Source organism: Verrucomicrobiales bacterium, from assembly GCA_016793885.1.
In the GTDB taxonomy this organism is placed as follows: Bacteria; Verrucomicrobiota; Verrucomicrobiia; order Limisphaerales; family UBA11320; genus UBA11320.
The window spans coordinates 1-6,132 of the sequence record JAEUHE010000148.1 but is presented as its reverse complement, the minus strand read 5'-3'; the positions used below and the strand labels follow the sequence as shown (position 1 = coordinate 6,132).

General features: G+C 54.8%; 6 protein-coding genes. 5 read left to right on the top strand and 1 reads right to left on the bottom strand.

The window, feature by feature from the left end; translation table 11 throughout:
- The first annotated feature begins 740 nt into the window (after window positions 1-740).
- Both JNN07_16560 and JNN07_16555 read left to right on the top strand, forming a co-directional pair.
- Entirely contained in the window at window positions 741-1,463 is a 723-nt protein-coding gene (locus JNN07_16560) for a VWA domain-containing protein (GenBank protein ID MBL9169354.1), read from the top strand.
- A gap of 6 nt (window positions 1,464-1,469) precedes the next feature.
- The gene (locus JNN07_16555) at window positions 1,470-2,243 is read left to right on the top strand and encodes a protein phosphatase 2C domain-containing protein (protein ID MBL9169353.1); all 774 of its coding nucleotides are present in this window, start codon (window positions 1,470-1,472) and stop codon (window positions 2,241-2,243) included.
- 1,135 nt (window positions 2,244-3,378) lie between these two features.
- Here JNN07_16555 and JNN07_16550 read toward each other — a convergent pair.
- On the bottom strand, window positions 3,379-3,525 hold the full coding sequence (locus tag JNN07_16550) for a hypothetical protein (protein MBL9169352.1): 147 nt from the start codon (window positions 3,523-3,525) through the stop codon (window positions 3,379-3,381).
- Window positions 3,526-3,563: 38 nt separating this feature from the next.
- Here JNN07_16550 and JNN07_16545 point away from each other — a divergent pair, with 38 nt between their 5' ends.
- The 3 genes from JNN07_16545 to JNN07_16535 form a co-directional block, all read left to right on the top strand.
- Window positions 3,564-4,616 carry a hypothetical protein gene (locus JNN07_16545; GenBank protein MBL9169351.1) on the top strand — a complete coding sequence of 351 codons (1,053 nt, stop codon included), beginning with the start codon at window positions 3,564-3,566 and terminating at the stop codon, window positions 4,614-4,616.
- On the top strand, window positions 4,613-5,143 hold the full coding sequence (locus tag JNN07_16540) for a hypothetical protein (GenBank protein MBL9169350.1): 531 nt from the start codon (window positions 4,613-4,615) through the stop codon (window positions 5,141-5,143). Before JNN07_16545 ends, JNN07_16540 begins: the two co-directional genes overlap by 4 nt.
- Window positions 5,140-6,132, top strand: a 993-nt coding sequence (locus JNN07_16535) for a hypothetical protein (GenBank protein MBL9169349.1), incomplete at its 3' end; no start/stop codon positions are given. The genes JNN07_16540 and JNN07_16535, both read left to right, overlap by 4 nt.

Genomic DNA, 6,132 nt, shown 5'->3' with positions numbered 1-6,132 from the left:
ATTCAGATCTGTTTCGAGACGGGTAAAGCCGCATTTCCGGATGAACTCTTCCCGTGTGCGGTATCTGGGAAGAGGGTTGTTTCCAGCGCCTTGCGAATCTGCTCTGTCACGGGAGACGCCGTTCTGGAGAAGCTGATGATTCAGTGCGCGGTCACCGGCCGGTGGTTGCGACAAGACCTAAGCTCCGCCTCCGAAAAGTCGGGGCGACTGGGGCATCCGGATACTGTCCGGCGATGCCCCTGGACCGGCATGGATCTTTTGTCCGATGAGGTTCGGGCCTGTTCTCTGACAGGCCTGGAGATGGAAACATCCCTGGTGGAGTCTTCAGGATTCGCAGCACCCTTGGTCCGCCTATTCTCGCAGGAGGTGCCTGTAGAAGTGGTCAATCCGATTACCAGCCGAATCAGATCGGCCTTGATTGCGTCAGGATTCAAAGTTCGATCGTTGGCTTTTGAAACTGGACCGCATTCGAATTCGTTGGCGTACTTCGCTGATTGCTCGCCGATGATCCATTGGAGAAAGCGGTTTGTCGTGGGTTTCGCAAAGAACAGTAATCCCATTGAATTGCTCCACTCGCCGTGTGTCGGACGTTTTGAAGGCGACCAGTGGATTCCTGAGGGTCGGTGAGGCCATTTCGGTCCACGAACAGGGCTCCCTCGCAGATTGAAACGGGGACAATATCTCCCGACGTGCAAGAACGCACTGGCATGAATTGGCCTAGGTGGTTTATCGTCATGGGCATGCCTGTGGATGAAACAACCAACAACGGGTCGGTGCAGGTTCCCTTCCAACTTGCAGTCAACGAGCTTGCCGAGAATCCAGAGAACCGATGCCCGTGTATTCTGCTACTTGATGTTTCGGGATCGATGCAGGGGGAACCCATCAAGGAGCTCCAGGAGGGCGTCGTTGTGTATCGGGACTCCATTTTTGCCGACGATCTGGCAAGAAAGCGTGTGGAAGTGGCCATCGTGACGTTTGGAGGTTCAGTAGAAGTCGTTCAATCTTTCGTAACGGCGGATAACTTCACGCCTCCACCCATCCAAGCCCGCGGCGATACCCCAATGGGGGAGGCCGTGGTGACCGCCTTGCGCCTCCTTGGAGAGCGCAAGGGAGATTATCGAAATGCCGGGATCAAATACTATCGACCCTGGGTGTTCTTAATTACGGACGGTGGTCCTACCGATGAATCCAAACCATGCTGGGTCGAGGCCAAGGAATTGATCCGGAAGGGCGAAGCTGAGAACCAGTTCTCATTCTTCAGCGTAGGGGTTGAGGGTGCAAACATGGGGAAATTGACCGAATTAAACCCGGCCCGTGCGCCATTGAGGCTGAAAGGTCTTGGATTCAAGGCGATGTTCCAGTGGCTCTCTTCGTCCCAGCGATCCGTATCCCGGTCTATCCCGGGGGAGGAGGTCCCGCTGAGCGATCCGACGGCAGGTCCTAAGGGTTGGGCGACGGTTTAAACCCCAATGTGGGCGGCAGTATCAGCTTCGGTCGCGGGAACTTCGCATCGCAAGGCGGGTATTCCATGTCAGGATTCCTGTGGGTTTTTGTGTCGCAGTTCAGGAGCGAATCAAATCCTCGTTGCAATTCTGGCGGATGGAGCCGGCAGTGCCTCCCGATCGGAGGTGGGTTCCGCAGAGTCAGTTGATTACGGCCTCAACCTACTCGCTGCAGCGGATTTGGATTTCTCATCGTTTGATGACGAATCCATTCGACGATGGTACCAGGAAATTCGATCTCGCCTGGATACGGTGGCGGCGCGAGAAGGGGTCGCCTTCAACGATCTAGCGTGTACCTTGCTGATGACGGTCATCTGGAGGGAAGGGGCGGTTTTTGCGCAGATTGGGGATGGGGTATGGGTGTATCAGCAGAACGGTTGTATTTGCAATGCCACGTGGCCCGAAACAGGTGAGTTCGCCAACGTCACCACGTTTATCACGAGTGAACATGCGCTGGATCGCACAACTGACGGAACGTTTCGACACCTACAAATTAAGCGTGTCCAGGGCTCAATCGAGGCCATCGCCGGACTCACTGATGGACTGCAGGATCTGTCATTGGATTATTCCAATCGGAGTCCGTTCCAGCCCTTTTTTCGAGCGCTGCTGAAGCCACTGTGGGAACACCATGACCCAATTTCCTTGGCTGGCATGCTCAAGGCGGGACTTGATTCGGATTTAATCAATTCACGAACTGACGATGACAAATCGTTAGTCTTGGCTGCGCGGAATACCAATTAGGACTGAGGGTGCAGAACCATGGCTCTACGCAACGAGCAAGGTCTCGCGGTTCGACTGGTTCGCCAAATCGGTTCCGCAGGAGAGGCGGGAGTTCATGAAACTGATCATCCTTCGGGCTTGATTGCAAAAATCTATCATAGCCCGGCGGACTCGCAGCGAAGCCGCAAGTTGCGGCACATGATCCAAAGGCGGCCCACGGCTTTTGGATGCCATATAGCTTGGCCGAAAGAACTACTGGTCGATGAGGCAAACCCTGCTGTTATTGCAGGGTTTCTTATGGAGCGGATGCCCGGGAAGCCGATTCACTGTCTCTACGGTCCCGCGGATCGGGCCGCTTCGTTTCCGGCGGCAGGATGGGATTTCCTGATTCATGTCGCAGCAAACTGCGCTGCTGAGTTCAATGTTCTTCACTCAGAGCATGTGCTGATGGCAGACATCAATGAGGGAAATATCTTCGTTGACCCGACGGACGGATGCGTCGGGCTGATCGACTGTGACTCCTATCAGATTCCTGAGGGGAATGGGGTGTTTCCCTGCGGTGTTGGGGTTCCTATGTATACTCCACCGGAACTTCAAGGCTCATCGTTCTCAAACCTTGTACGCACCTTGAATCATGATCGTTTTGGCATGGCCGTCATGATATTCCGACTTCTGTTCATGGGCCGCCATCCTTTCGCCGGTGTGCCGACGGGTCCAACGCAAATGGAACTGGCCGACTCCATCAGGCAGGGTCTCTTTTCCTTCGCGCGTGCCACCTGGAGTCGTGGACTAAAGCAACCACCTTTCTCCCTCTCGTTAAGTGCCGTTCCCCCGTCATTGGCCGCATTGTTTGAACGGGCGTTTCTTCCCGAGTCCGTAAATCAGAATGCTCGGCCCTCTGCACAGCAGTGGAGGAGCGAGCTGCAGGGATTAGGGAGATCCTTAAAGAACGATTGCCGGGACAAAGGCCACAAGTACTGGAATGGTTTGCGGGAATGTCCTTGGTGCGAAATTCTAAACGCAGGCGGACCCAACTTCTTCGTTAGTGTTGCCATTCACGTTTCCTGGATAGACGAAATCAGGGGGATCCTGGAGTCCCTGGCCCGAATATTCCGCAGTCCCGTATTGAACGACCTCCATTGGGTACCGCCCCATGTCAGTTGCGTTCCAAGACCACTTCGAACGGTGCGTCCAGTGCTTCAACCCGGCGCTGCACCAATCCCACCGCAGAAGCCGGTGCATCATCGGAATCCAGTTGTTCCTCCTCCAGTGATGCCGCCGCCGCCATCCAAGCCTTCGTCAAAGGTGTCGAAGAGGCCCAAACGACGACCCGCTGAAGCGATGGAGCTCATTTGTTATGGCGGAATCGTCGTGGTGAGTTGTCTGGGGTGGGTGTTCTTGGAGTTCAAACTACCCATTGCCGCGGCTGGAGCTGTGGGGGTTGTTGTAATTCTCCTCTATTTCGTGCTCGTGACGCGCCGAAGTGCCCAACTGGCCCGGCGACTCCGCCTTGAGGAGGAGCGCGTTGCCGTTGAGAAGTGGGAGCAGAGGTATCAAAAGGAAATATTGGTTCATCGCGAGGAGTGCGAGAGGTTGATGAAACTCCACGAGGCTCAAGTCGCTGCGGCGGAGATTCGACAGTTGGAAGTATGGAAGGCAATAGACCTCCAGTATCACCAGGAGATGAATCGCTACCTCCTGGAGAAACGCGAGTTTGACCGGCGACTTGAGGAGATGCGCCACGCCGAACAGCAATGGCAGGCCGAACGTCTCGAGCGAACGTTGGCGCATTCTAAGGCCCGCAAAGAACTAGATGATGTTTTGAGCCGAATTCGGGCGAAGTTGGAGGACTTCCGACGGCGCATCCATTCTGAATCGGCGCTCATCGCCGCCGCCCAAAGTCGTTTTGACGCTGCCAAGTCGGGTGAATTAAATGAGATTCGAAAACTCCATCAGCGGCGCCGCGAGCTCCAACTCCAGCAATTCCTTAGCAGCCAGCGAGTCCAATCCGCGAATATTCCCCTAATTGGACCTGAGCGACGAGCTACGCTTTTGGCCTTCGGCATCGATAGCGCCAACGACGTAAAGCCGGGACTAAATTTGCCCGGATTTGGACCCGTAATGCTCGCAAATCTCCTCGGGTGGCGAACGGAGTGCGAAAATCGGTTTAGGTTCAATCCCGCACTCCCGTTGCCCGCAGCTGATGTAAATGCCGTCAAGGTACGGTTTGGCAACGCCAGACAGGCCGCCATCGGCGACTTGCGGAAGATTTTCAGGGAATTTGAGTCTCTGGAGTCTGAAGTGAGTAGATCCGTGGCCCGGGATAAGCCGGTTGCGATTGAGTTGGGCCGGGCATTGCAGCAGGCAACTGCAGATCTGACATTGTGCCAATGAACGAAGTTGCTAAAACTGGACTCCATTCGATGGATGCCGAGGCCATGATCCAGTCATTCCGCGAACTCAAGTTGCGGACCTGCAAACGACCCACAAGTGTGGAGGAAATCCGCTTGATCGAACAGGAATTGGAGCAAGCTCTGTTTCGGTACTATCAGGAACGCGAACGAACGCGCGCCACTCTACCACTCGAATCCGAACACTTGGTGTATCATCGGACTCTCCATTCGCTCCGTTCGGCGATTAGCCAAGCGATGCGCGACCACGAAGTAGCGAGAATGGGGGTCGAGCGCGTACGACTGATGGTGCGGCGGGGACAGATGGAGAGGGCCGAAAGGCTGTCGGAGAATCTGAAGCCGCTTCTCGTATTCGAGGATCTCACCCCATATACGTTTGAAGAGGTTCTTCGTGAGAGGGAATTGCGGCAACTCAAGACGTTTGGGATTATGATTGGTTCTATTGTATCTGTACTAGTTATCTTGGCGGTGCTGGAATCCATGGGGATTTTCGAAGGGGCTTCAAAATGACAGAAGGTCGCGTGAATTCAGCGGGAGACGTCGGATCGATTGAGTTCGGCGTGGTGGTAATTGCCGGGGCTGTTGGTTCTGCCCTGTTGAGTGCTTTGACCCAGAACGCTTGGTGGTCGGTAGGGTTTGCACTGACAATTATGGGTGCCTTGTCGTTTGCTCGCTGGCGGATTGCGGGTACTGCCAAGGATCACATAGGTTTAGAATCGTTTGCAGAGGATATCTATTTGCTCGGATATCTCCTGACTCTTGCCGCCCTGTTGGGACTGGCGCCTCGATTGATGAAGGACGATAATAATCTCTTTCATATTGCCGGAATCAAACTGGTGACCACTGTCTTTGGTCTTGGGGTGATGATGATCTTCAGACATACCGCTAGGCATTGGGCAAGGGAAAGTGAAGAGCCTGATTCTGCGGAGTTCGTCAGGCAGGAGGAGATTTTTCGTGCAGCGGTTGGGCGCTTGAATGAAGTCACATCGCATTTGGTCGAACGGACCGAGGCATTGGCACTACAGTTTGATCCTGCCCTTCTTGCGCCGGTTGGAGAGTGGAGCAATCGAGCTGCCAACGCCCTCAGCACTGCAGTGCGATCGTTCGACGCTGTTCCCACATCGATTTCCTCCAGTATCAGCAGTCTGGAAGAATTGGATCGCCGATTAAATTCTGCCGGAAGTGCCGCTGTCGCGCTTGCGAACACCTTGAAATGCGATGCGACCGCAGCCGTTCAGGATTTCGGAAAGGTTATCTCGGACGGCGGTAAGTCGGTTGCTCCCGTCACCTCGGCTCTCGATGACCTTAAGGTGGCAGCTGAGAGGGGGGCATCTGCACTTGGTGAATTGGGAGTCCAAACGGCCGGAGAGGCTAAGAGTATCGAGGAAGTCAAAGAGGGGCTTCAGGGTTTGGTCGCCGAATTGCTTCGTCTTGAGGAATCCATGGTGAGGCTTTGCGGCATGCAGAAGGATAAGGAAGGAACGTTTGCCACTGTTGAC

What these genes read in the sequence shown, in the direction of transcription:
- JNN07_16560 (MBL9169354.1), top strand. Translation starts at nt 741, where the DNA reads ATGCCTGTGGATGAAACAACCAACAACGGGTCGGTGCAGGTTCCCTTC.
- JNN07_16555 (MBL9169353.1), top strand. Translation starts at nt 1,470, where the DNA reads ATGTGGGCGGCAGTATCAGCTTCGGTCGCGGGAACTTCGCATCGCAAG.
- JNN07_16545 (MBL9169351.1), top strand. Translation starts at nt 3,564, where the DNA reads ATGGAGCTCATTTGTTATGGCGGAATCGTCGTGGTGAGTTGTCTGGGG.
- JNN07_16540 (MBL9169350.1), top strand. Translation starts at nt 4,613, where the DNA reads ATGAACGAAGTTGCTAAAACTGGACTCCATTCGATGGATGCCGAGGCC.